This window comes from Arthrobacter sp. Soil_N43 (assembly GCF_057655195.1).
The window spans coordinates 78,341-100,765 of the sequence record NZ_JBDGML010000084.1; the positions used below are offsets into that span (position 1 = coordinate 78,341).

A 22,425-nucleotide genomic window follows, 5' to 3' on the forward strand; every position below is an offset into this window, starting at 1 on the left:
TCAACGAAGGCAGGACCGCGTGGCGGATTTGGTGCCCCGATTGTGACCTCCGGGCCGTGACGGGGTCACGGCGTGCCCTAATTCGGAGGATCCCGTGCCTGCTGAGAATGATGCAACGATAAATCTTAGGTCGCCCGAAAAAAGGCTGGGACAAGGGCCAAAAATCAATGGATAAGCTCATTTTCCTATGTCAGAATGAGCGTGGTCTCACTTGCCCGTGAATTGGTTAATCAATTCGGATAAGAAAATAGCTCTCCGTCTGGCCGCGTCTGCTCCATCACCTGCGCAGCCAGCCACGTCCCCGGATGATCGGGGGCGTGCAGGGTTGAGGGAGGCAACTCGGCACTCATCCGCAGCAACGCCGCTGCGGGTGAACCCTGAATAGGCGCATCAGTAATTGGAACCGGCCGTAGTGCCCGTTCCGATGGCGATGGGGGCTGAGGATATGACCGGTTGGCTTGTCCGCTGGAGTCTTAAGTTTCGTTTGATCGTTTTGGCCGCTGCGGCCGGCATTTTAGGGCTTGGGTTGACCAGCCTGCCGTCCATGCCAGTGGATAATCTTCCCGAATTTTCTCCACCGCATGTGGAAATTCAAACCGAGGCGCTGGGCCTGTCCGCCGTAGAAGTCGAACAGCTCATCACCTCACCCATGGAGGCGGACCTGCTGAACGGGGTCGCGTGGCTTGATGAGATCCGTTCCGTTTCCGTTCCGGGCCTGTCCTCCATTGAGATGGTCTTCGAGCCGGGAACGGACATATTGCGTGCCCGGCAGTTGGTGGCTGAACGGCTGACCCAGGCGTTCGCCCTGCCGAATGTCTCGACGCCGCCGGTGCTGATGCAGCCACTGTCCTCGACAAGCCGGGTGATGATGGTCCAGATGACCTCCGAGGAGGTTTCGCCAATCGATATGTCGGTGCTGGCCCGCTGGGACATCAAACCCGCACTCATGGGTGTTCCAGGAGTGGCAAACGTTTCCATCTTCGGCCAGCGCGAGCAGCAACTCCAGGTCCAGGTCGACCCCGCTAAGCTCCGGGCCCAAAATGTGACCCTGAACCAGGTCGTGGAGACTGCCGGCAACGCCGTGTGGGTTTCGCCGCTTAGCTTCCTTGAGGCATCAACTCCGGGCACCGGCGGGTTCCTGGAATCCGCTAACCAGAGGATCGGCATCCAGCACGTACTTCCGATCAGGACTCCCGAGGACCTTGGAAAGGTCAGTGTTGAGGGGGCGGCAAACAAGTCGCTGAAGTTGTCCGATGTGACGACCTTGGTCGAGGATCACCAGCCCCTGATCGGCGACGCCGTCACCGGAAAGACTCCGGGGCTGCTGCTGGTGATTGAGAAATTCCCGGACACCAGCGTTGCGGACGTAACCAAGGGCGTTGAAGAAATCCTCGACGGTCTGCGTCCCGGTCTGACAGGCATCACGGTCGATTCCACCGTCTTCCGTCCGGCATCGTTCCTTGAATCCGCTGCGAGCGGGCTTGGCGTCGCATTGCTGGTGAGTCTCCTAGTGGTGACAGCCGCGATCGGGCTGGCATTCCGGTCCTGGCGGTATGCAGTGCTGGCGTTCGTGGCGATTTCCGTGGCTGCGACGGCTGCCGCGCTGGTGCTGCAATTCCAGGGCGCGATATTGAATACGATGGCGTTCGCCGGCCTGATCCTGGCACTGATCGTCATCATCGGCGACGTCATCATGGACCTGCACAGTTTCCGAAGGGACGCCGCAGACGACAAAGTGTCCCAGGGTGCTCTGCTGGCCCATGGGCTGCAGCGTTCGCGGGTACCTGTACTCTTTGCAGGCCTTGTCGCGTTGTTGGCCCTGGCGCCGGCCTTGTTCGTTCCCGGCGTGGACGGGGCCTTCTTCAAGCCCCTGGTGTTGTCCTATCTGCTGGCCACTGCTGTGGCAATGCTGGTAGCCCTGACGGTGACGCCGGCACTGGCGAGCCTGCTGTTGCGCGGCCGCCAGCGGCCGCGGCGGACTGCGCCGCTGGTCCAGAAGATGGGACAGCGCTACCGCAGGTCAGCGGGAGCCTTCGCCAAGACCGGGGCCGTTCTGGTTGCATCCGCCGCCGCAGTGCTGGCCATTGTGGCCGTGGCGCTGGTGCCCGGACTCACCAAGGAACTGCCGATCGTGGGCTCCGTTCCAGACCGCACTCTCTTGGTTGAGTGGGAAGCGGCGGCAGGAACGGGACCGGACGTCATGAACCGGCTGATGACAAAAGCCGGTGAGGAGCTCAGCACTGTAGAAGGAGTGGCGAAAGTGGGCGGCCATGTAGGCCGTGCCGTCACCTCGGACCAGTCCTCCAACGTGAGCGCCGGCGAACTCTGGGTCACCATGAAAGAGGGTGCTAATGCCGCTAACGTCCGGAACGATGTCCAGGAGATCGTGGCGGGCTACCCCGGCCTGACCGCCAATGTCACCACGTATCCTGAGCAGCAGGTCGCCGCGGCCAAGGCACTTGACAACCGCCAGTTCCGGGTCCGCGTGTACGGTGTGGACCTGGCCATCCTGCGGGAAAAGGCAGAGGAAATCCGCGGCATCCTGTCGCGCACGGGCGGGATTGTCAATCCGACCGTGGAAGCCACCGCCGAACAACCCGTCGCCGAGATCGAGGTAGATCTCGTGAAGGCTCAACAGGCAGGCGTCAAGCCCGGCGATGTGCGGCGTGCCGCGGCCACTGTCCTGCAGGGCATCGAAGTCGGCTACATGTTCGAGCAGCAGAAGGTGTTCCAGGTTGTCGTTAAGGGCACGGCGGAGACACGCCACAGCCTGACCACTGTCCAGAACATGCTGGTGGACAAGCCCGAAGGCGGCCAGGTACGTCTCGGTGACGTTGCAACTGTGAGGCTGAGCCCCAACCAGACGGTCATCCACCACGACGACACGTCCAGGCGCCTGGATGTTGTGGCTGACATTCAAGGCCGTAACCTCGCTGACGTCAGCGCAGAGATCCAGTCGGCGATTAAGGGAATGCAGTTCCCCATCGAATACCACGCGGAGATTCCCAAGCAGTACGGCGAACAGCAGGCTGCCGGCTCGCTGATCTGGTGGCTGGCACTGGCTGCGGCGGCGGGCATCCTGGTGCTGCTGCTGACGGTGCTCGGCAGCTGGCGGCTCGCAGCGCTGGTATTTGTGCTCCTGCCGGTGGCGTTGGCAGGAGGCGTCATCGCCGCCTGGCTTACGGGCGGCTTCGGATCCCTGTACGTCCTGGTGGCCCTGGCGGCCGTACTGGCCTTCGCAGTCAGAGACGCCGTCATGTTGATGGGGACCTATCAGTCCCTGCAACAACAGGTGCCAACGGAAGCACCGGGAGTGCTGATGAAACAAGCGGCTTCGGAACGTCTGCAGCCGACGGTGTTGTCGGTGGTCATAACCGGTCTGGCGTTGCTGCCGTTGGTGCTGCTCGGCGGGTCTGTCGGCTCTGGCGTGCTGCTGCCGCTGGCGCTGATCGTGTGGGGCGGCCTGATCACGTCGGCCCTGCTCACCCTGTATGTCCTGCCAGTCCTCTTCCTCCGCTTCGGTCCGGCCGCCAACACGGACTGGGGAAGCTCATTGGTGATTAACAACGGACCGGTTCTGCCGGAGAGGTCGGAATTGTCATGAAAAGCAATAGTGGTTTTGGGGGCTGGCGTTCTGTTCTGGTGCTTGCCTTCGCAGCGTCAGTGGGCCTCTCCGGATGTGCGGCAGTCAAACCCGCTGCTACGCCCACCGGGGAGGCAGCGTCCACCATGGAGAAGGTCGGCCCGGATCTGAACAAGTTGACGCTGACGGACAAGGCAGTGGAAAGGCTGGGGGTGACCACGGCGAAGGTCACCAAGGGCACCGGCAGCGCCCTGGAAATGCCGTACGGGGCGTTGGTCTACGATGGCGCCGGTAAGACCTGGGTGTACACCAATCCGGAGCCGCGTACGTACATCCGGGCTGCGGTGACGGTGGACCGGATCACCGACAACAAGGTCCAGCTCCGGTCCGGCCCGCCAGCAGGAACGGATGTTGTGACCATGGGGGCCGCTGAACTGTTCGGCGCCGAATTCGGTACGAAGGGGCACTGACATGCGCCGGATCGTCGGGTTCAGCCTGAAATTCCGCGCCTTGGTGGTGGCCATCGCGGTGGCAATGATGGCGTTCGGCGGCGTCCAGCTCAGCACGGCATCGGTGGACGTCTTTCCCGAGTTTGCGCCGCCGAAGGTCGAAATCCAGACCATCGCCATTGGCCTCACCGCTGCCGAGGTGGAGCAGTTGGTGACAGTTCCGCTTGAGGACGCCCTCAACGGCGTCGAGGGATTGGACGAAATTCGCTCCAAATCCGTGGAACAGTTGTCCTCGATCGTGCTGATCTTCGCCCCGGGGGCGGACCTGCTCAAGGCCCGCCAGTTGGTCTCGGAGCGCATCGCCAACGTCACTCCGTCGTTGCCCACCTGGGCGTCGCCGCCGATGATGCTGCAGCCGCTTTCGTCCACGAGCCGCGTCATGAAGATTGGCCTGACGTCGGATGAACGTTCGCTGATGGAAATGTCCATGATCACCTACTGGAAGATCCGCGCCCACCTGCTGCGTGTCCCGGGTGTCGCCAACATCGCCATCTGGGGTGAGCGCCTGCAAATGCTCCAGGTGCAGGCCGTGCCAGAGAAGTTGAAGGCCCACGACGTCACGCTGAACCAGGTCATGGATGTTACCGCCAATGCCCTGGACGCCGGCCTGCTGCAATACACGCCCGGGGCCGTCATCGGCACCGGCGGCCACATCGAGACGCCGAACCAGCGGCTCAGCATCCAGCACGTGCTACCCATCACCACACCCGCGGATCTTGCGGAGATCACCATCGAGGAGAAGAACGGGAAGCCGCTCCGCCTGGGCGACGTGGCCAACGTGGTTGAAGACCACCAGCCTCTCATTGGCGACGCCGTGATCAACCAGGGTCCTGGGCTGATGCTCATCGTTGAGAAACTTCCCTGGGGCAACACCCTGGAAGTCACCAAGGGTGTAGAGGCAGCGCTGAAGCAGATGGAACCGGGACTCAGTGGCATCACCATTGATACGGAGATTTTCCGCCCGGCAACCTTCATCGAGGAGTCCCTCAACAACCTCAGCCGCGCGCTGCTGCTGGGCTGCATCCTCGTGGTGATGGTACTGGGGGCGTTTCTCTTCCAGTGGCGGACGGCACTCATCAGCCTGATTGCCATCCCGCTCTCGCTCGTGACGGCCGCGTCCGTCCTCTATCTCACCGGTACTGCCGTGAACACCATGGTCTTGGCGGGGCTGGTGATCGCCGTCGGGGTGGTGGTGGATGACGCCATCATCGACATCGAAAACATCATCCGAAGACTCAGGCAACACCGGGCGGAGGGCGGAACCCGCTCCACCGCCTCGGTGGTGCTGGAAGCTTCCCTGGAGGTCCGCGGACCGATCGTCTACGCCACGCTGATCATCATCGCAGCCGCTGTGCCGATCTTCTTCCTGCAGGGACTCACGGGTGCTTTCTTCAGACCGCTGGCCATTTCGTACACCCTTGCGGTGCTGGCATCAATGGCTGTGGCCTTGACGGTGACCCCTGCCCTGGCGCTGATATTCATGCGTAAGGTTCCGTTGAAGGAGCAGGAGCCGCCCTTGGTCCGGGTGCTCAAGCGTGGCTACCACCGGATCCTGAGCAAAACGGTCCGGCGTCCGGCGGCAGGTTACGCGACCTTCGGCGCCATGGCGGCCATCGGTGTCATCACGGCACCGCTGCTGGGGCAGTCCCTGCTGCCTGACTTCAAGGAGCGCGACTTCCTGATGCACTGGCTGACCCAGCCGGGCACATCGGTCCAGGAGGAATATCGCATTAGTCAGAAGGCCTGCGCCGAGCTCATGACCATCCCGGGCGTCCGGAACTGCGGCGCCCATATCGGCCAGGCCTTCAATGCCGATGAAGTGGTGGGGGTGTATTTCGGTGAGAACTGGATCAGCATCGACCCTGCAGTGGACTATGACAAAACGTTGGCCGCAGTCCACGAAGTTGTCGAAGGTTATCCCGGTATTGTTCGCGACGTTCAAACCTACCTCAAGGAGAGGATCCGCGAGGTTTTGACGGGCGGCAGCACCGCCGTCGTCGTCCGGCTCTATGGGGACGACTTGGCCCTCCTGCGTTCGAAGGCCGCCGAGATCCAGGCGATCTTTGACGGGACCGAGGGTGCCATCGACGTCCACACGGCCCTGCAAAAGGACATTCCGCAGATCAATGTCGAGGTCGACTTGGAAAAGGCCCAAAGCTACGGGCTGAAGCCGGGCGATGTCAGGCGGGCCGCGGCAACGTTGGTGGCCGGTGAAGAAGTCGGTGACGTTTACCGTGGCGGTAAGGCCTATGACGTCCAGGTCTGGAGTCCGCCAGAGGTCCGCTCCGATCTCACCGCCATCAGGAACCTCCCGATTGATACCCCAGGCGGGCAGAAAATTCTGCTTTCGGATGTGGCAAGTGTTCAGATCAAGCCGACCCCGAATGTCATCCAGCGCGATGCACACTCCAGGCGGATAGATATAGAAGCCAACGTGAAGGAAGGCGCGCTGGGCCCGGTGGTTGCGGCGATGGAGGAAGGACTCAAGAAAGTGGAGTTGCCCCCGGGCTTCCGTACGCAAATCCTGGGTGAGTTCCAGGAACGCCAAGCGGCAACCAACACGCTGCTGACCCTCGCCATTGGGGCACTGGCCGTGATTTACCTGCTCTTGCAGGTAGCTTTTGCGAGCTGGCGGCTGGCCACGCTGGTCATCCTCACGCTGCCGATCGCCCTCGTGGGCGGCGTGTTCGCCGCCTTCCTGGGAGGGGGCGTGCTGTCACTGGGCTCGATCGTGGGCTTCCTGACAGTCATGGGCATCGCAGCCAGGAACGGGATCCTGCTCATCAACCACTGCCAGCACCTGGAGAAGTATGAGGGCATGAAGTTTGGCCCCGAGCTCGTGCTGCGCGGTGCAGGGGAGCGGCTCTCGCCGATCCTGATGACCACGCTCGCCACGGGGCTGGCCCTCGTTCCGCTGGTGGTCCTGGGTGCAATTCCGGGACACGAGATCGAGCATCCCATGGCGCTCGTGATCCTCGGCGGGCTGGTGACGTCCACGCTGCTTAACCTCTTCGTGGTGCCGTCGCTCTACCTGAGGTTCGCCAAGTCCCGGAAGGAGCGGAATGAGGCGCCGCCCCAGCCCGAGCTGGTCAACGCGTAAGTAACACCCAACAGTAACTAGGCCACCCGCCGCCCACGCCCCGCCCACCGCGGGAACGTGGGCGGCGGTGGCGCGGGTACGGTGTGCGGATCCGTGTGGGCACGCCGGCGGCGCAGCTCCAGGGCGAGGCTTTCCTGCCCCCGTGCCATGGCCCAGCGGTGGTTGGCCGCGAATGCCGGCTTCAGCAGCCAGCTCAGGCGCCGGAGCAGTGGCTTGCTGGCGCTGACCTTCCAGTCATACGTGACGACGGTTTCCGGGCCGTCCTGTTCAAAAACCCAGGTGCCTGTGCCGTCGAGATCCCCGGTAGCCCTGATGGCGAAGCCCCTGCTGGTGATGGGCGCGGTGACGGTCAACGTCCAGCGCAGTGTGTAGGGCAGCCATCCCTTGGTGTGGAGCCTGGCCATGCGTCCGGTGCCATCCTCCCTGCCCGCGTGGATGGGTTCCACCGACAGGTAGACCGATGGCCACCAGTCCGGCAGTGTGGCAGCCTCGCCGAGGATGGCCGCCACCTCGTCCGGGGTTCCGGCCACACGCCACACGGTGCGGAACTCGTAGTCGGTGCTGCTGGTGCGCCGCGAATCCACAGGGCCTCCTCAGGGGTTACGGTCTGACGTCCATTCAAGCGTCGTTGGCCGCCGGGCTCAATGCCTGCGGCCCCCTAAGGCGTGGCTGTGGACGGCGCCCTGTACTGGCTTAACACCCCGCCATAGACTGCTGAGGTAAGTCGCTCTCTATCGCAAGGAGAAGTCATGAACTACGCAGGGACCGGCAACGAGAAGACTGTCGCGGCCACCGATCTCAACAGGGCCCACGTGGGGCTGACTGTCAGCTTCCAGCCCGACGACGGCACCCTGGTGTTTGGCCGCATCGGCGCCATTGTGCGCAAGGACACCGGAGTGACGATCGCACTGGAAGGGGTGGATGGCACGGGCGGACTGCAGACAAACTACACCGTGTCCCCGACCCAGAATGTGTACGTCCAGCCGGACATGCTGACCAACACCGAGTCCACCATTAAGGACCTGTTTGGCAAGGTGCAGGAGAACCTGCGGGGCCACAAGGGGGACCAGAGGCCGGACGCCATGTAGCAAGCGGGTGACCTTAAGGGGTCGGGCACGGATGTTGCCTATATCGCGATTCTCGTGGTTCTATCTAGGTAGAAAATTTATCTAGATACGGGGGGAGCGGCGATGGACATCGACGAATGGCCTGCAAGCGATCAGGCGTGGGCGAGGCGGTACCGCTTGGCCATGACAGGCAAGCATGTCCCCGCCCTTTCACTCGTGGAGCGGGAACAAGATCTGCTCGACGCGATCCGTGAGGCGGGCATGCCGGCGGCTGAGCTGTTCGGTGATGCCAAAACACTCGCGACTGAAGATGCCGCTGAGCTCGTGACTATGGACGAGATGGTACGAGCCTCAATGGGAGGAGGACCGAAGCCAGCGCTGCGGGAAATTGCAGGCACCTGGGTGGGTATTGGTGCCGTCGCGGTGCTGATCATGGTCCTGCGTGACGGCTGGATCGTGGACCTGGATGTCTCCCATGTTCTTGTGGCCGCTAGTGTGGCTGTCGCGTTCCTGGGCTGGAACGTAGGGCTTGCGCTTTTCACCGCTGGGCGATCGGGCTCGGCGATCGGTGCACTGATCGCTGTCGGCACGGTCGTTGTCGCCGGTATCGCCTCCGCAGCGAATCTCGGCCCCGGGCACATGGCGGCCACTGATGTGCCTGTTCTCCTCCTGGCGCCGGTGATGCTTGGGCCGGGCATCGTCGTACTTTTGGTTTTGAGTCGAATGCCGCAGCACGATCTGCGAAGCACTTGGGATGACGGCGCGTGGTTGCGCCGTTTCAGGGGCGGTCTGCGGTCTCGTCTGATGCCGCCCAAAACAGCACGAGGTCACGTTGCTGAAGTCGAGCAGGCCCTGGAATGGGCGGGCACCACGGCCTACACGGAATTCGGGCACCCGTTGTCATTCGCGCGTGAACTGGCAGCAGCTGACCGAGCCACGCGGGCACGACAGCGGTGGGCGGTCACGACTGTCAGTACGGGCGGTCCGCTGCTGATTGCTGCGCTCATCCTCACGAACCAAAGCTGGGGGATGTTGACGGTGCCTGTCGCGGTAGGTTTCGTTCTGTCCGCCGTCATCGCGTTCAGCGTGGGGTGGAACGACCAACCGCAGATGATGAAGCGATGACTCTCCCGGCCTGGCAGCGGGCTTCATTGCCGATGCTCATCCTCAAAGTGCTTGCCGTTGCTCCCCGGCACGGGTACGGCATCTCCCAAGCCCTCGTGTCAGTAGGACTCCAACCCATTAAGGGTGCTCAGCTCTACCCCGCACTCGTGCGGCTCGAAGACGAGGGAGCGATCCTGGCCCAATGGGAACAGGGCGGATCCGGGCCCGCGCGGAAGGTCTACGAACTAACCCCCGCAGGGCGTCAACAGCTGGAGGACCTGCGCATGCAATGGGAGATGTTCATGCGTGCAGTCGAATCCCTCAACAGCGAACCATCAGGCCAGCACCGTAAATGAGAAGTCCGCCCGCACATCAGCATGTCCGCACCAACAATTGGGGATCCTTGTCAGCCACACCAGCCAGTGAGATGCACTCTCCTGCACATCGAACGGTGCCCGTGACACTCGGGCAGGCAGCCTGGGCGCTGATGTTCGTCGCCATCTACATCGCGCTAGTCGCCGGCGTGATCCTCGCACTCGGACTGCCAGGCATCGTCGACTTCACCCTCGAATCACTCCTTCTCGTCCTGCTCACCACTATTACCGCAGCCGCGATCCTCGCCGTCTACATCCACCTTTTCCGCCGGAACAGCCTCACGCCAGCGGACCTCGGATTCCGACGGTTCACACTTGGAATGTTCCACCTGCTCTGGCAGATACCTGCCGCCATCATCGCTTGCGCCATCCTGCAGGGCCTGTCCCTCGCGCTGCTCGCCCTTACCGGCATAGATGCGGCAAGCGCAGAAGCTGCTGACGACCCCCTCAAGGACCTCGCAGGCCTACCGGTTTCCATCGCTGTCAGCGCAGTGCTCATCATCGCCGTCCTCACGCCATTGTGGGAAGAAGTCCTGTTCAGAGGTGCGTTTCTCGACGGCCTCTCCAGGTGTCTCCGGCCAACCGTGGCGGTCATCCTCTCCGCAGCCCTCTTCGCCGCCGTCCACATCGTCCCATTGGCCTTCCCCTACCTCTTCGCACTGGGCATCGCACTGGCCCTCCTCCGACGCTTTCACCAGAACATCTGGGCCCCGATACTCCTCCACGCAGCCAACAATGCCCTCGTCGTGCTCCTGGCCTTCATCCTCGCCGGACCCGCCAGATAGCAGCTGGAAATTCTCGAGCGGACGATTCAGCGACTCATTGTGAGGTCGGACCCTATGAGGTTCCCTCCGGGATTCGTGTGTATATCTTATTGCGGAGGTTGATATATGAGTCCTATACTTGATCTGAATCCGCCGGAGGATCGATCGTCAACTCGATGAGGAGTGGAACAGTATGCAGCAACTCGCGCACCGGCTCGAACGTCTGGGCACCGAAACTGCCTTCAGCGTCGCCCAAGCCGCGGCCGCCTGGAAAGCGAAGGGGAACCTCGTGTTCCCGTTCCATCTAGGCGACATCAACATCCCGACAGCCCCGCATATCGTCGAGGCGATGAATCGGGCCATTGCCGACGGCTATACGGGCTATTGCCCCGGCCCCGGCATCCCGCAGCTGCGCGAGGCGCTCGCAGACGATCTCGGGGCCCGCCGGGGTATCGAGTTCTCCCCCGACAATGTCGTGGTGATGACCGGCGGCAAGCCCGTCATCACGAAGTTCCTGCAGGCGGTCATGAACCCCGGACAGGAAGTGCTCTATCCGAATCCCGGCTTCCCGATTTACGAATCGCAGATTGAGTACCTCGGTGGCACGGCCGTGCCCTACCGCTACCTGCCCACGAGCCAGGGCTTCGCGATCGACCTCGACCAGGTGCGGGCATCGATCACGCCAAATACTGTCGCAATCATCTACAACGACCTGCAGAACCCCATCTCGGCCGAGTCGACAGCGGCCGAGCGTGAGGCCATCGCACAGCTCGCCCAGGAGCACGATCTCTGGGTGCTCTCCGACGAGGCCTACTTCGAGACGCGCTACGAGGGGGTCTCGAGCTCGATCGCGTCGCTTCCCGGCATGGCGGAGCGTACCGTCATCCTCTACACATTCAGCAAGAAGTTCGCCATGACCGGCTCACGCCTGGGCTGCGCCGTCGCCCCGCTCGAGATCGCCAAAATTCTCAGCACACTCAACACCAACGATGAGTCGTGCACGACGCACTACGTGCAGTGGGCCGGCATCGAAGCACTCCGTGGCACCCAGGAACCCGTACAGCAGATGCTGGACATCCTGCGCGAGCGCCGGGACGCCGCATGCGAACTCGTGAATGACATCTCCGGCATGCATGTCGCCGTGCCGCAGTCGACGTTCTACCTGTTCCCCGACGTCACCGAGGCCATGGAGCGCATGGGCTACACGGCAGTCGGCGATTTTGCCACCGCAGCCCTGTACGAAACCGGCGTCTCCTTCTGCACACGTGAGCACTTCGGCCGACGCCAGCCCGGCGAAGAGCGCCAGTACATCCGGCTCGCCTACTCGGGCATCGACGTCGCCGACATCCGCGACGGCCTCGGCCGCCTGCGCAAGTGGATCGAGACGGCATGAGCCGGGTCGTCGTCACGGGACGTGTACCCGAAGCCGCACTCGAGAAGCTGCGCGCCGAGCACGAAGTCGATGCCTGGCAGGGTCCGGAATCGATTGGCCGCGAGGAGCTCCTGCGCCGAGTAGCCGGCGCCGACGCCGTCGTGAGCCTGCTCACCGAACGCATCGACGCTGAGCTGCTCGGCGCCGCGGGGCCGCAGCTGAAGGTGGTCGCGAACGTCGCCGTGGGCTACGACAACATCGATGTGCCAGCCTGCACCGAACGGGGCATCGTGGCCGCCAACACCCCCGGCGTGCTCACGGACGCCACGGCCGACATCGCAATGGGCCTCATCCTCATGTCGACCCGCCGGCTCGGCGAAGGGGAACGGCTCATCCGCTCCGGCCAGGCCTGGAAGTGGGGCATGTTCTTCCTGCTCGGCAGCAGCCTGCAGGGCAAGACCCTCGGCGTCGTCGGCATGGGCGGCATCGGCCAGGCGACAGCCAGGCGGGCCAAGGCCTTCGGCATGGACATCGTCTACCAGTCGCGCAGTGAGATCGACCCCGCCATCGCCGCTGAGCTGGGCGCCCGGCGGGTCGACCTGGACGAGTTGCTGGCCGTCTCCGACGTCGTCTCGCTGCACTGCCCCTACGGGCCTGCCACGCACCACCTGATCGGCGCCGAACAACTCGCGGCGATGAAGAGCTCGGCGTACCTCGTCAATACTGCGCGCGGACCGATCGTCGACGAGGAGGCGCTCGCGTCTGCGCTTCGCGAGGGACGGATCGCGGGCGCTGGGCTCGACGTCTATGAGCACGAGCCCCGTGTGCACCCCGAGTTGCTTGAGCTCGAGAACGTGGTGCTGCTGCCCCACCTGGGCTCCGCCACAGTGGAGACGCGTACCGCGATGGCGATGCTCGCCGCCGACAACGCCCTCGCCGTGCTCAGCGGCGAAGGACCGCCCGCACCCATCAACTAGCGGCAAAACCGGCGCCCATGTGGCGCGTATCCGCCAGGTCCACACGAACCAGAGTACGAGCCCCGTCCAGAAGGACGGGGCTCGTACTTGTTCCCAGGAGGCCTTGTATGGGCGATTCGAGGCGCAAATGGCCACATCTTCAAAGACGGGGAAGGAGGGCCTGAACAGGGCTGGGCGTAGGGTGGAAGTCGGACGAAAGGAGCACTTCATGAAGAAAATCCTCATGGTATTGACCAGCGTTTCCGAGATCGGCGATACCGGAGAGAAGACCGGGTACAACGTGGCTGAGGCTGCGCATCCCTGGAAGGTCTTCAAGGATTCCGGGCATTTCGTCGACTTCGCGTCCATCCAGGGAGGCCAGCCCCCACGCGACGAGGTGGACGTGGATGATCCCATCCAGGTTGCCTTCACGGAGGACGAGACCACGCGCGCCGGTCTATACAACACTGCCCGCGTCGACGTCGTTGATCCGGACCAGTACGACGCCGTCTACCTCGTGGGAGGCCACGGCACCATGTGGGACTTCCCGGACAGCGAGGGCCTGCAGAACCTGGTAGCCAGCGTCTACAACGCGGGCGGCGTGGTGGGTGCTGTCTGCCACGGGCCGGCCGGATTGCTGAACGTCGAGTTGGCCAACGGATTTCGGCTAGTCGAGGGCAGGAAGGTCGCTGCCTTCACCAACGACGAGGAGGTTGCCGCAGGGAAGGACAAGGTCATCCCGTTCTTCTTGGCAGACCGGCTTGAGGAACAGGGCGCGACCCACGTCTCCACTGGCGTCTTTGAAGAGAAAGTCGTGGTGGACGACCGGCTGGTAACCGGCCAGAACCCGGCATCAGCGGCCGGCGTCGCCAAGGAGATGGAGAAGCTCCTGGCAGAGGTCATCCACAAGGAAAAAGCCGAGGAACAGCACGATGCGGAGGCTCTGCGCGCCGAGAAGGACGCCGAAAAGAACGCCAAGAAGGATGCCGCGGCAGCGGAGCACTAACACCAACAGCGCGCTGAAAGCACAGAGCCCCGCGAGATTTCTGTTACCGCTGCCTTACTGCGGGGCGAATTTCGCGGGCAAAGCAAAAGGCCCCTGCTTCCCTCAACAAAGGGAAGCAGGGGCCCCGCTATTTGGCGGTGACGGTGGGATTTGAACCCACGTTGGCTTTGACACCAAACAACATTTCGAGTGTTGCACCTTCGGCCGCTCGGACACGTCACCAACCTGACTAGGGTACCGGAGCAAGGCCCGCATCCCCAAAACGGCGGCTGCGGACCTGCCGCCCGCGCGCAGATACGCGCACACAGACAGGCCACGCCGGGCGTCCTCTTCCGCCCGCAGGCGGCCGGGCACTAGATTCATAAGCAAGATGACTACCTCTCCGCAGCACGCAGAAGCAACCGCATACTGGACCATCGGCCCTGAGCAGGGTGAACTGCGCGCCGAGGAGCTCCGCCGTCCGGGCGAAGACGAGGCGCTGGTCAGGACCCTCTATTCGGGAATCAGCAAAGGCACCGAACTTGTGGTGCACCATGCCGCCGTTCCGCCGTGCGTCGCGGAGCAGATGCGGGCCCCGCACCAGGAGGGCTCGTTTCCCTCTCCCGTGAAGTTCGGCTACCTCTCCGTCGGAGTCGTGGAGGAGGGGCCGGACGACTGGCCCGGCCAGACGGTCTTCTGCCTCCACCCGCACCAGGACCGGTACGTCGTCCCGGTCTCCGCGCTGACCCGCATTCCCGACGGCGTCCCGCCCCGCCGGGCGGTGCTCACCGGCACCGTGGAGACGGCCGTCAACGCGCTGTGGGAGGCGGGACCGAGGCTGGGCGACCGCATCGCGGTGATCGGCGCAGGACTGGTGGGCGGCATGGTGGCAACGCTGCTCCGCACCTTCCCGCTCGCGCGCCTCCAGCTGGTGGACCTCGATCCGGGACGCAAGGAACTCGCCGACGCTTTGGGCGTGGACTTTGCCCACCCGGACGACGCCCTGCCGGACTGCGACATCGTCTTCCACTGCTCCGCTTCCGAGGGAGGGCTGGAGCGCAGCCTGAAGCTCGTGGGCGACGAAGGCGAAATCATCGAGATGTCCTGGTATGCGGACCGGAAGGTCGCCCTGGCACTGGGGGAGGACTTCCACGCCCGCAGGCTCTCCATCCGTGCCAGCCAAGTGGGTACCGTGGCCAGGGCGCGGCGCCACCGCCGCACCAATGCCCAGCGCCTCGAGACCGCGGCGTCACTGCTGACAGACCCCGTCTTCGACGCCTTCCTCACCGGCACGTCCGCGTTCACGGAACTGCCCGGCGTCGTCGAGCGGCTGTCGGAAGGCACGCTGGAGGCGCTGTGCCATGTCATCGAATACCCTGCAGCCACCGAATACCCCACAACAGAAACCACGAGGTAACCAGTGTTCAGCCTGACCGTCCGCCGCCACTTCATGATTGCCCACAGCCTGCCCCGGGAGGCGTTCGGGCCCGCGCAGGCACTGCACGGGGCGACATTCGTGGCAGAGGTGACCTTCCGCCGTCGTGCGCTCAACGAGGACGCCATCGTCCTGGACATCGGCGCCGCGGGCACCATCATCGAAAAGGTGCTCGCCGGGCTCAACTACCGCAACCTGGACGAACACCCCGACTTCGACGGCAAGCTGAGCACCACCGAAGCCCTGGCGCAGTACATCGCCGACGCGGTGGCGGCGCAGATCCGTGACGACGTGGACGGCCGAGAGCTGTCCGGCCTGGACGTCACGCTGCGGGAAAACCCGGACGCCTGGGCCACCTACACCCTCGACTTCGAATAGCAGCCCCCCATGCAGCCCCGCCCAGCCGCCGTCCGCCTGCTCGTTCCCGGCAACATCCTCCACAGCTCCGGCGGGAACGTCTACAACGCATCCCTGGTGCGCGGACTCGCCCAATTGGGCGTCAGCGCCACCGTGGAACGGGTGGACGGTAACTGGCCGGTGGGCAGCAGTGAGGACCGACGGCGGTTCGCCCGCGTCCTGGGGGAGGGTGCCGCCGCCCACGACGCGGGGTCCGCGGCGGGCGGCACGGTCACCATAGTGGACGGGCTCATCGCTTCCGGAGCCCCGGAGGCCCTGGAAGCCGCGGCAGCGGCCGGGCAGCCGCCGTGGATCCTGCTGCACATGGTCCTGCTCGACCACCCGCAGCTGGAGATCCGCGCCCTCAGCGCCGCCGCCGGCGTGATCTGCACCAGCGGCTCCGTCGCCGCCGAGATCACCCGCCGCCATGGCACCGGCAACGTGCACGTGGCGCTCCCCGGAACGGACATGGGGGAGCCGGCCGAAGGATCGGACCCGCCGCATCTCGTCTCCGTGGCGGCCCTGCTGCCCAACAAGGACCAGCTGATCGTCCTGGGTGCCCTGTCACGGCTGCAGGACCTGCCGTGGACGGCGGCCCTGGTCGGTTCCGACGAGGCCGACCCTGGCTACGCGCGGGAGGTCAGGGCGGCGCTGCAGGAGTCCGGCCTGGAGGGCCGCGTGCGCCTCGCCGGCGAGCTGAAGGGGCAGGCACTGGAGAATGAATGGCACGCCGCGGACCTGAGCCTGCTCGTCTCCAAAGTGGAGGCCTTCGGGATGGCGGTCACCGAATCGCTGGCGCGGGGCGTGCCGGTGGTGGTGCGTGCCGGCACGGGTGCGGTGGAGGCACTGAATCTCGGCGCACAGCACGGGACCACGCCGGAAGGCGACGAATCCGCCCTGCCGGGGGCCGTCGTCGTCCTTGACTCGGACCCGGCCCCGCTCGCCGAAACGCTGCGGAGCTGGCTCACCTCGCCGGAGCGGCAGGCCGCGTGGCGCCGGGCGGCGCTCGCCGGCAGGGAACGGCTGCCGGGCTGGGATGCGACCGCCCGGTGCGTGCTGGACGTCATAGGCGGAGCTACACCGCAGCCCGGGCATTCCTGGCTCCGGGATGCCGGTGGACAATGAGCGCATGACTACCCACGTCTCGACCCCTGACAGCGTCGGCGCCGACGGCCCCCAGGCTGAACGGCTCACGCCCGGGCTGCTCCGTGCGTGGGCTTGGCACAAACAGGGGCTGGACGGCAGCCTCGCCGGCGCCACGTCCGAAGAGGTGCTCGCCCGCGCCGGGTGGGCGCGCTCGGTGGGCGGCGCCAACCCGTACCTCACGCTCTTTGCGCGGGCCGGCATCCGCCGCGACCAAGTGGACCAGGACGTGCTGGACCTGAAGATCCATGAGCTTCCCACGGCGCGGGGCTGCGCCTACGTCCTGGGCCGGGAAGACTTCGCCTGGGCACTGAGCCTGGGCAGGAACGCCGAGGAGGCCTTCAGGGTCCTGGCCCGGCTGGGCGTGGACCGCGGCGAGATCACCCTGCTCGAGGAACAGATCCTGCACGTGCTCTCTGAAGCCGAAGGCCCCATGGACCCCAAGCAACTCAGGGACGAACTGGGTGAATCCGTCCGGAGCCTTGGCGAGGAGGGCAGGAAAAAAGGCGCGTCCACCACCTTGCCCACGGCCCTGGGACTGCTGCAGGCGGACGGCCGGATCCGCCGGGTTCCCGTCAACGGCCGCCTGGACCAGCAGCGCTACACCTACACCCCCTGGGGATTGCCGCGCAGCACGCTCGGCCCCGAGGACGCCCGGGCGGAGCTGATCCGCCGCTACCTGGGCTGGACCGGCGGCGCCACCCTTGGGCAGTCCCAGTGGTTCAGCGGCTTCACCGTCGCCCAGAGCAAAGCGGCGCTGGCCGCCACCGGCGCCGTCGAGGTTCCCACCTTAAGTGGCGGGCCCCTGTGGATGCTGCCCGACGACGTCGACCGCCTCAGCCGGTTCACGGCGCCGGAGAAGGAGCAGATCCAACTGCTGGCAGGAACTGACTCCCTCGTGCTGCAGCGGCGGAACTCTGCTGACCTGTTCGCCGAGGCAGACAAAGGCCGGAAGGTGCTGAATTCCACGCTGGCGCTGCAGGCGGACCTCCCGGACCACCCCATCCTGGACCGCGGACGCATCATCGGGCTGTGGCAGTACGATCCCGGCAAGGCGCGGATCGCGCACTGGCTCTTCGACGGCCCCACGCCGGCTGTTGCACGCCGCATCGCTGAGGTGGAGGCCTGGATCCAGGAGGACCTCGGTGATTTCCGCTCCTACAGCCTGGACTCGCCGGCGTCCCGGCAGGAGAGGGTCGACGCGCTGGACGCTGCCGGCGGCCGCGGTTAGGGAGGCTTACAGGGTTTAGGGGCTCACAGGCGCGTCGCACCCCGGTGGGCGGCGAAGAATTCCCGCAGTACGGCACCGCATTCCTCTTCCTGGACGCCCCCGTAGACCTCAACCCAATGGTTGAGGCGGCGCTCACGGAGGATGTCGAATACGGAGCCCGCTGCCCCCGCCTTCTCATCCCAGGCACCGAACACCACGCGGTGAATCCTCGCCAGCACGATCGCACCTGCACACATGGCACAGGGTTCCAGTGTCACCACCAGGGTGCAGTCCTCGAGCCGCCAGCCGTCGCCGCGGCCGCCCTGGCGCACAGACCGCTCGCGGAGCCGGGCGGCAGCCTCCCGGATGGCGACGACTTCGGCGTGGGCGGTGGGGTCACCCAGCGCCTCCCGTTCGTTCCGTCCGGATCCCAGCACCGCGCCGTCGGGACCGATGACGACGGCGCCGATGGGCACATCCTCGGTGGCCAGCGCCCGCCGGGCTTCTTCGAGGGCAAGGCCCATCCATTCGAGGTGTTGCGGATCTGCCGGTGCCATGGCTCAATGATAGTTTCGAAGGGTACTTAGCTTCGGACAGCGCGTGGCCGGGAGAGAAAATGAAATCCCTGAATGATCGGTTTGGCCGGTGGCTCGGCCCGTACGCGGCGCTGTGGATCACGCTCATAGTGGGCGGCTTCCTGGTGATCACCATGGCGCTGCTCGGAGCCGAGGTCTACCAGAGCGTTGTGGCCAAGGATGGCGTTGCCGGCCTGGACCAGCCTGCCCTTGAGATGGCCAAGCAATACCGAAATCCCGGCCTGGATGCTGCCGTCACGGCGTTCACCAACATCGGCGGCGGCATCGGCATGCCCATTCTGGCGAGCATCCTCGTCGCCTGGCTGACCTATGTCAGCCGCAGCTGGCGGCCGCTCATCCTGGTGGGCGGCGCGGCGGCGGTATCAATCACCGCCACGACTGTGAGCAAGACGCTCATGGGGCGGGTCCGTCCGGACCACATTGACGCCGTTCCGCCCTTCGAGTTTTCGCCGTCTTTTCCGAGCGGACACACCCTCAACACGACGGTGGTGATCGGCGTCGTGGTGTACCTGATGTGCCTGCAAACGCAGAAAAACCTGATCCGTGCGTCCGTCATCACGGTGGGTGTGTTGTTCATCATCGCGATGGGCCTGAGCCGGGTGTTCCTGGGGCACCACTGGATGACGGATGTGATGGCGGCGTGGCTGCTGGGGTTCGCGTGGGTGGGCATTGTGATCATGGCCCACAGGCTGTTCCACGTCATCCGGCGCCGTGAGCATGCAGGTCCGGCGCCGACCTTCGAGCACCCGGCCCATCTGTCGGACAAAGCGTCTTCCGACGTAGGTACAGGCGACCCGGAGAACGGCCGCGGCGGTGCTGCCGCAGGTGGCGGAAGCCGCGGCGGGGAGCCCTCCTCCGGGTGATAGTTTTGACCCATGCGAACTCTCGTCGTGGACCACCCGCTGGTCGCCCACAAGCTCACCGTCCTGCGGGATAAGAACACACCGTCACCGGTCTTCCGTCAACTGACCGAGGAGCTCGTCACCCTCCTCGCCTATGAGGCAACCCGCGACGTCCGCACCGAGCCTGTCACCATTGAGACCCCCGTTTCCTCCACGGTGGGCACAGCATTCACCAAGCCCACACCCCTCGTTGTCCCGATCCTGCGGGCCGGCCTGGGCATGCTCGAAGGGATGACCAAGCTGGTCCCCACGGCCGAGGTCGGATTCCTTGGCATGGCCCGCGACGAGGAAACCCTGGACATCATCACCTACGCCGAGCGGCTCCCGGAAAACCTCACGGACCGGCAGATCTTCGTTCTGGACCCGATGCTCGCCACCGGCGGCACGCTGCGGGAGGCCATCAAGTTCCTCTTCAGGCGCGGGGCTTCCGATGTCACGTGCATCTGCCTGCTGGCCGCCCCGGAGGGCCTGGCCAAACTTGAGGAAGAGCTGTCCGACGCCAACGTCACCATCGTGCTGGCCTCGATTGACGAGAAACTGAACGAGAAGTCCTACATCGTTCCCGGGCTGGGCGACGCGGGCGACCGGCTGTACGGCATCGCCCACTGACTCAGGCCACCTGCCCCGGACCCTTCCTTATCATTCCGCCCGCGGGTTAGCCTGTGCACCATGGACTGGAAACTTGAACTCGTCTTCGTCCCGGTGTCCGACGTGGACCGCGCCAAGGACTTCTACGTCAACAAGGTCGGCTTCAATGCCGATTACGACGAGAGGCCCATGGACGGCATCCGTTTCGTCCAGCTGACCCCTCCGGGCTCCGGCTGCTCGATTGCCATCGGCGAAGGCCTCAACGACGCCCCGCCGGGCACCGCACCCAGCCTCCAGCTCGTGGTCAGCGACATCCACGCAGCCCACGACCAGCTGAAGGCCAACGGCGTGGACGTCAGCGACGTGGACGTGCAGGACTGGGGCCACTTCGTCTACTTCGCCGATCCCGACGGCAACAAGTGGGCCGTGCAATACATGGCCAGCAGGCCCAACGGCTGAGCGGCAGACGTCCCGCTGCCCCGCCGTGAGGCAGGATGGATGCATGAACTTTCCTGCCGAATCCGTCTCCACTGCCCTGGTCGCCCGTGCCGCCCTCTTTGACATGGACGGCACACTGGTTGATTCCACGGCGGTGGTGGAGCAGGTGTGGGGTGAGTTTGCCGAGCGGTACGGTCTCGACATCGCAGAGATCCTGCGGACTTCGCACGGCGTTCAGGCAGGGGACACCGTGCGGCGGTTTGCCCCCGCCGGTGCGGATGTTGTGGCACTCACCGCCGAACTCGGCGCAATGGAGCGGGTCCGGACCGAAGGCATCGTCGCGTTGCCGGGGGCTGCCGAACTCCTGCGGGCCCTGCCCGGCGATGCGGTGGCACTGGTGACCTCAGCGGACCGAATACTGGCAGATGTCCGCATGGGTGCGGCGGGCCTGCCCATGCCGGCCACTGCCGTCACGGCGGACCTTGTCACCCGCGGCAAACCGCATCCCGAGGGATACCTGCGCGCCGCCGAGCTGCTGGGCGTGGAACCTGCGGATGCCGTGGTCTTCGAGGACGCGCCAGCCGGGATCGCGGCCGGCCTGGCTGCCGGAATCCGGACCGTGGCGGTGGGCCCGAATACCGGGGTGGTGCCCGACGGCGTGCTGCACATCCCGGACTACTCCGCGGTGTCAGCCTCGGTGGAAGCCGGCCCGGACGGCCGACCCGTCATTTCTTTCTTGCTCTGACGCATTTCGCTCTGGCGCGTTTCTGCACCACTTTCCCGCCTGCAGCAGGGCGCACCGATGCCGAAGGGCCCGGGATCACGGGGATCCAGGGCCCTTCGGAAATTCAAAGCGGTGCAGATATGCGCGGCGAACCGCCTCCGCCACCGCCATGGAGAGCTGGCTGGCGGCTTAGTACCAGTTGTTGGCGTAGTGGAAGTTCAGTGCAGCGCAGGGGGAGCCGTAGCGCTCCTCGATGTAGTCAAGGCCCCAGTTGATCTGCGTGCGGTAGTTGGTGCGGTAGTCAGCTCCGGCACTCGCCATTTTCTCGGCAGGCAGGGACTGCACCACGCCATAGGCTCCGCTGCTGGGGTTCGTCGCGGTGGTGCGCCACTCGGACTCCTTGGTCCAGAGTTTCTTCAGGCATTGCATCTGGTCTGCCGCCCAGCCGTGCGAGGACAGCTTGCTGGCGGCGTAGGCCTGCGCGCCGGCCGGGTCGTCCACTGCTACAGGCGCTGCAGGCTTGGGGGCCGCGGCTTTGGCCGGGGCAACCTTGGCCGGGGCAACAGCCTTTGCGGCGGCCGCAGCCTTGGGCTGCGCGGCAGCGGGCTTGGCAGCCGCGGGCTTTGGGGCGGCCTTCGGAGCAGCCTTGGGCGTCGGCTTGGCCACCGACTGGGGTGCCACCGGGGCAGCCGTCGGGGCAGGCAAAGCGGAGATCAGCGTCTTGTCGAAGTTGAGCTTCTGCCCAGCGTCGGCGGCGGCAGGGGCCGCTTCGGACGTTGCCTGGGGAGTGGCCTGCTCGGCAGCCTGGCCGGCCGCGCCGACGCCGATAAGGACGGCGCAGGCGGTGGCGACAACGGCTGCGCGGCGGCCGAACGACGGGATGTCTGCAGTGAGACGGGCCCAGGCTGATGCGGGCTGTGCGGGTTCGGCGCGGTGGCGTGAAATCTTCTGCCGGGACTTGGGATCGCGATCAGGGCGTGGTTGTACCTTGAAATCAGACATGGTGGATTGCCTCTCAACACCTGCGGAGTTAGCTGTCGGGTTCGGATGAGGTCATCCGGCCGCACGGAAATTCACGTGTCGGCTTCACCCCAAGGGCTGATGCGGATTGCCCGGGACTCTGGTTCCCCCGCCTCTGCCTGGTCAAGCGGAATCCGGGAAGCGGCAGAGCTGGGCGTC

Annotated in this window: 21 protein-coding genes, 1 tRNA gene and 1 riboswitch; of the genes, 18 read left to right on the forward strand and 4 right to left on the reverse strand. The window is 65.1% G+C overall.

Going from position 1 to position 22,425, the window contains the following annotated elements; all coding sequences use genetic code 11:
• The first annotated feature begins 445 nt into the window (after positions 1-445).
• From AC3A3W_RS09810 to AC3A3W_RS09820, 3 genes are read left to right on the forward strand one after another with little or no spacing between them, the layout of a single operon-like run.
• Complete coding sequence (locus tag AC3A3W_RS09810) at positions 446-3,604, forward strand: efflux RND transporter permease subunit (RefSeq protein WP_487442338.1); 3,159 nt, start codon at positions 446-448, stop codon at positions 3,602-3,604.
• Entirely contained in the window at positions 3,601-4,053 is a 453-nt protein-coding gene (locus AC3A3W_RS09815; RefSeq protein ID WP_487442340.1) for a hypothetical protein, read from the forward strand. Before AC3A3W_RS09810 ends, AC3A3W_RS09815 begins: the two co-directional genes overlap by 4 nt.
• Position 4,054: 1 nt before the next feature.
• The gene (locus AC3A3W_RS09820) at positions 4,055-7,192 is read left to right on the forward strand and encodes an efflux RND transporter permease subunit (RefSeq protein WP_487442342.1); all 3,138 of its coding nucleotides are present in this window, start codon (positions 4,055-4,057) and stop codon (positions 7,190-7,192) included.
• Between the two features lie 17 nt (positions 7,193-7,209).
• On the opposite strand, the gene AC3A3W_RS09825 is transcribed toward AC3A3W_RS09820, so the two are convergent.
• Entirely contained in the window at positions 7,210-7,776 is a 567-nt protein-coding gene (locus AC3A3W_RS09825; protein ID WP_487442343.1) for an SRPBCC family protein, read from the reverse strand.
• Between the two features lie 165 nt (positions 7,777-7,941).
• On the opposite strand from AC3A3W_RS09825, the gene AC3A3W_RS09830 reads away from it, so the two are divergent.
• From AC3A3W_RS09830 to AC3A3W_RS09860, 7 genes are all read left to right on the forward strand, one after another.
• Entirely contained in the window at positions 7,942-8,280 is a 339-nt protein-coding gene (locus AC3A3W_RS09830) for a hypothetical protein (protein WP_487442345.1), read from the forward strand.
• Between the two features lie 102 nt (positions 8,281-8,382).
• The gene (locus AC3A3W_RS09835) at positions 8,383-9,384 is read left to right on the forward strand and encodes a hypothetical protein (protein WP_487442346.1); all 1,002 of its coding nucleotides are present in this window, start codon (positions 8,383-8,385) and stop codon (positions 9,382-9,384) included.
• Positions 9,381-9,719: a PadR family transcriptional regulator gene (locus tag AC3A3W_RS09840; RefSeq protein WP_487442348.1), complete on the forward strand. Its 339-nt coding sequence runs from the start codon at positions 9,381-9,383 to the stop codon at positions 9,717-9,719. The genes AC3A3W_RS09835 and AC3A3W_RS09840 overlap by 4 nt, the downstream gene beginning before the upstream one ends.
• 101 nt (positions 9,720-9,820) lie before the next feature.
• On the forward strand, positions 9,821-10,522 hold the full coding sequence (locus AC3A3W_RS09845) for a CPBP family intramembrane glutamic endopeptidase (RefSeq protein WP_487442350.1): 702 nt from the start codon (positions 9,821-9,823) through the stop codon (positions 10,520-10,522).
• Between the two features lie 172 nt (positions 10,523-10,694).
• On the forward strand, positions 10,695-11,894 hold the full coding sequence (locus AC3A3W_RS09850; RefSeq protein WP_487442351.1) for a pyridoxal phosphate-dependent aminotransferase: 1,200 nt from the start codon (positions 10,695-10,697) through the stop codon (positions 11,892-11,894).
• Entirely contained in the window at positions 11,891-12,850 is a 960-nt protein-coding gene (locus AC3A3W_RS09855; RefSeq protein WP_487442353.1) for a 2-hydroxyacid dehydrogenase, read from the forward strand. Before AC3A3W_RS09850 ends, AC3A3W_RS09855 begins: the two co-directional genes overlap by 4 nt.
• Before the next feature lie 208 nt (positions 12,851-13,058).
• A complete protein-coding gene (locus AC3A3W_RS09860; protein ID WP_487442355.1) occupies positions 13,059-13,835 on the forward strand; it encodes a type 1 glutamine amidotransferase domain-containing protein in 777 nt (258 codons plus the stop codon).
• A gap of 132 nt (positions 13,836-13,967) precedes the next feature.
• Here AC3A3W_RS09860 and AC3A3W_RS09865 read toward each other — a convergent pair.
• Positions 13,968-14,057: transfer RNA gene (locus AC3A3W_RS09865), tRNA-Ser, on the reverse strand.
• Between the two features lie 148 nt (positions 14,058-14,205).
• On the opposite strand from AC3A3W_RS09865, the gene AC3A3W_RS09870 reads away from it, so the two are divergent.
• Genes AC3A3W_RS09870 through AC3A3W_RS09885 form a run of 4 tightly spaced genes read left to right on the forward strand, consistent with a single transcriptional unit; the run spans position 14,206 to position 18,019 of the window.
• Positions 14,206-15,231 carry a zinc-dependent alcohol dehydrogenase gene (locus AC3A3W_RS09870; protein WP_487442357.1) on the forward strand — a complete coding sequence of 342 codons (1,026 nt, stop codon included), beginning with the start codon at positions 14,206-14,208 and terminating at the stop codon, positions 15,229-15,231.
• A gap of 3 nt (positions 15,232-15,234) precedes the next feature.
• A complete protein-coding gene (locus tag AC3A3W_RS09875; protein WP_487442359.1) occupies positions 15,235-15,627 on the forward strand; it encodes a 6-pyruvoyl trahydropterin synthase family protein in 393 nt (130 codons plus the stop codon).
• Positions 15,628-15,636: 9 nt separating this feature from the next.
• Positions 15,637-16,770 (forward strand): glycosyltransferase family 4 protein, encoded by a 1,134-nt coding sequence (locus AC3A3W_RS09880; protein WP_487442361.1) that lies wholly within the window; start codon positions 15,637-15,639, stop codon positions 16,768-16,770.
• 4 nt (positions 16,771-16,774) lie between these two features.
• The gene (locus AC3A3W_RS09885) at positions 16,775-18,019 is read left to right on the forward strand and encodes a DNA glycosylase AlkZ-like family protein (RefSeq protein WP_487442363.1); all 1,245 of its coding nucleotides are present in this window, start codon (positions 16,775-16,777) and stop codon (positions 18,017-18,019) included.
• A gap of 23 nt (positions 18,020-18,042) precedes the next feature.
• Here the strand turns inward: AC3A3W_RS09885 and AC3A3W_RS09890 are convergent, their stop codons facing one another.
• A complete protein-coding gene (locus AC3A3W_RS09890; protein ID WP_487442365.1) occupies positions 18,043-18,555 on the reverse strand; it encodes a nucleoside deaminase in 513 nt (170 codons plus the stop codon).
• Between the two features lie 59 nt (positions 18,556-18,614).
• Here AC3A3W_RS09890 and AC3A3W_RS09895 point away from each other — a divergent pair, with 59 nt between their 5' ends.
• The 4 genes from AC3A3W_RS09895 to AC3A3W_RS09910 are packed head-to-tail and all read left to right on the forward strand — an operon-like array spanning position 18,615 to position 21,267.
• The gene (locus AC3A3W_RS09895; protein WP_487442367.1) at positions 18,615-19,457 is read left to right on the forward strand and encodes a phosphatase PAP2 family protein; all 843 of its coding nucleotides are present in this window, start codon (positions 18,615-18,617) and stop codon (positions 19,455-19,457) included.
• Between the two features lie 12 nt (positions 19,458-19,469).
• Positions 19,470-20,105 (forward strand): uracil phosphoribosyltransferase, encoded by a 636-nt coding sequence (gene upp, locus AC3A3W_RS09900; RefSeq protein WP_487442369.1) that lies wholly within the window; start codon positions 19,470-19,472, stop codon positions 20,103-20,105.
• Between the two features lie 60 nt (positions 20,106-20,165).
• Entirely contained in the window at positions 20,166-20,543 is a 378-nt protein-coding gene (locus AC3A3W_RS09905) for a VOC family protein (protein ID WP_487442371.1), read from the forward strand.
• Between the two features lie 43 nt (positions 20,544-20,586).
• On the forward strand, positions 20,587-21,267 hold the full coding sequence (locus tag AC3A3W_RS09910; RefSeq protein ID WP_487442373.1) for an HAD-IA family hydrolase: 681 nt from the start codon (positions 20,587-20,589) through the stop codon (positions 21,265-21,267).
• 168 nt (positions 21,268-21,435) lie between these two features.
• On the opposite strand, the gene AC3A3W_RS09915 is transcribed toward AC3A3W_RS09910, so the two are convergent.
• A complete protein-coding gene (locus AC3A3W_RS09915) occupies positions 21,436-22,248 on the reverse strand; it encodes an aggregation-promoting factor C-terminal-like domain-containing protein (protein WP_487442374.1) in 813 nt (270 codons plus the stop codon).
• A 5-nt stretch (positions 22,249-22,253) separates the two neighbouring features.
• Positions 22,254-22,416: riboswitch (cyclic di-AMP (ydaO/yuaA leader) on the reverse strand.
• Between the last annotated feature and the right edge of the window lie 9 nt (positions 22,417-22,425).

Excerpts from the sequence above, each read along its gene's own strand:
- AC3A3W_RS09810 (WP_487442338.1), top strand. The coding sequence starts at position 446 with ATGACCGGTTGGCTTGTCCGCTGGAGTCTTAAGTTTCGTTTGATCGTT.
- AC3A3W_RS09815 (WP_487442340.1), top strand. The coding sequence starts at position 3,601 with ATGAAAAGCAATAGTGGTTTTGGGGGCTGGCGTTCTGTTCTGGTGCTT.
- AC3A3W_RS09820 (WP_487442342.1), top strand. The coding sequence starts at position 4,055 with ATGCGCCGGATCGTCGGGTTCAGCCTGAAATTCCGCGCCTTGGTGGTG.
- AC3A3W_RS09830 (WP_487442345.1), top strand. The coding sequence starts at position 7,942 with ATGAACTACGCAGGGACCGGCAACGAGAAGACTGTCGCGGCCACCGAT.
- AC3A3W_RS09835 (WP_487442346.1), top strand. The coding sequence starts at position 8,383 with ATGGACATCGACGAATGGCCTGCAAGCGATCAGGCGTGGGCGAGGCGG.
- AC3A3W_RS09840 (WP_487442348.1), top strand. The coding sequence starts at position 9,381 with ATGACTCTCCCGGCCTGGCAGCGGGCTTCATTGCCGATGCTCATCCTC.
- AC3A3W_RS09850 (WP_487442351.1), top strand. The coding sequence starts at position 10,695 with ATGCAGCAACTCGCGCACCGGCTCGAACGTCTGGGCACCGAAACTGCC.
- AC3A3W_RS09855 (WP_487442353.1), top strand. The coding sequence starts at position 11,891 with ATGAGCCGGGTCGTCGTCACGGGACGTGTACCCGAAGCCGCACTCGAG.
- AC3A3W_RS09860 (WP_487442355.1), top strand. The coding sequence starts at position 13,059 with ATGAAGAAAATCCTCATGGTATTGACCAGCGTTTCCGAGATCGGCGAT.
- AC3A3W_RS09870 (WP_487442357.1), top strand. The coding sequence starts at position 14,206 with ATGACTACCTCTCCGCAGCACGCAGAAGCAACCGCATACTGGACCATC.
- AC3A3W_RS09880 (WP_487442361.1), top strand. The coding sequence starts at position 15,637 with ATGCAGCCCCGCCCAGCCGCCGTCCGCCTGCTCGTTCCCGGCAACATC.
- AC3A3W_RS09885 (WP_487442363.1), top strand. The coding sequence starts at position 16,775 with ATGACTACCCACGTCTCGACCCCTGACAGCGTCGGCGCCGACGGCCCC.
- AC3A3W_RS09890 (WP_487442365.1), bottom strand. The coding sequence starts at position 18,555 with ATGGCACCGGCAGATCCGCAACACCTCGAATGGATGGGCCTTGCCCTC.
- AC3A3W_RS09895 (WP_487442367.1), top strand. The coding sequence starts at position 18,615 with ATGAAATCCCTGAATGATCGGTTTGGCCGGTGGCTCGGCCCGTACGCG.
- upp (WP_487442369.1), top strand. The coding sequence starts at position 19,470 with ATGCGAACTCTCGTCGTGGACCACCCGCTGGTCGCCCACAAGCTCACC.
- AC3A3W_RS09905 (WP_487442371.1), top strand. The coding sequence starts at position 20,166 with ATGGACTGGAAACTTGAACTCGTCTTCGTCCCGGTGTCCGACGTGGAC.
- AC3A3W_RS09910 (WP_487442373.1), top strand. The coding sequence starts at position 20,587 with ATGAACTTTCCTGCCGAATCCGTCTCCACTGCCCTGGTCGCCCGTGCC.
- AC3A3W_RS09915 (WP_487442374.1), bottom strand. The coding sequence starts at position 22,248 with ATGTCTGATTTCAAGGTACAACCACGCCCTGATCGCGATCCCAAGTCC.